The organism is Vibrio sp. Y176 (genome assembly GCF_033438945.1).
In genome coordinates, this window is sequence record NZ_JAWOQS010001258.1 from 1 (window position 1) to 505 (window position 505).

At 45.9% G+C, this 505-nt stretch carries 1 pseudogene; it reads right to left on the minus strand.

Annotation, left to right across the window (positions count from 1 at the left end):
- Nucleotides 1–505: pseudogene (locus tag R7O13_RS31280) on the minus strand (acetate kinase); the annotation flags it as partial.

Consider the following 505-nt stretch of genomic DNA (forward strand, 5'->3'; position numbering starts at 1 on the left):
AACCTAGCAGTTTTAGGTTTTTCAGAATTTCACGACGAATTGGCATAGAGTTCTCGCCAATACCACCAGTGAAGATGATGCCGTCGAATGAATCAAGCGCAGCAAGGTAAGAAGCGATGTATTTAGACACACGGTATGTGAACACTTGGAATGCAAGGGCAGCGCCTTCGTGGCCTTCTTCCATTGCTTCCAAAATACCGCGTGCGTCGCTTGTTAGGCCAGAAACACCTAAGAAGCCAGAAGCTTTGTTCAGTGAGTTGAACACTTTCTCTTGAGACCAACCTTTCTTCAGAAGGTACTCAATGATGCCTGGGTCAAGGTCACCACAACGTGTACCCATCATTAGACCAGACAGCGGAGTGAAGCCCATAGACGTATCTACAGATTCACCATTGTTGATTGCACAAACAGAAGCACCGTTACCTAAGTGAACAGAGATGAAGCTCGATTCTTCAATCGGCTTGTTGATCATCTTCGCAGCTTCGCGACTTACAAAGTAATGACT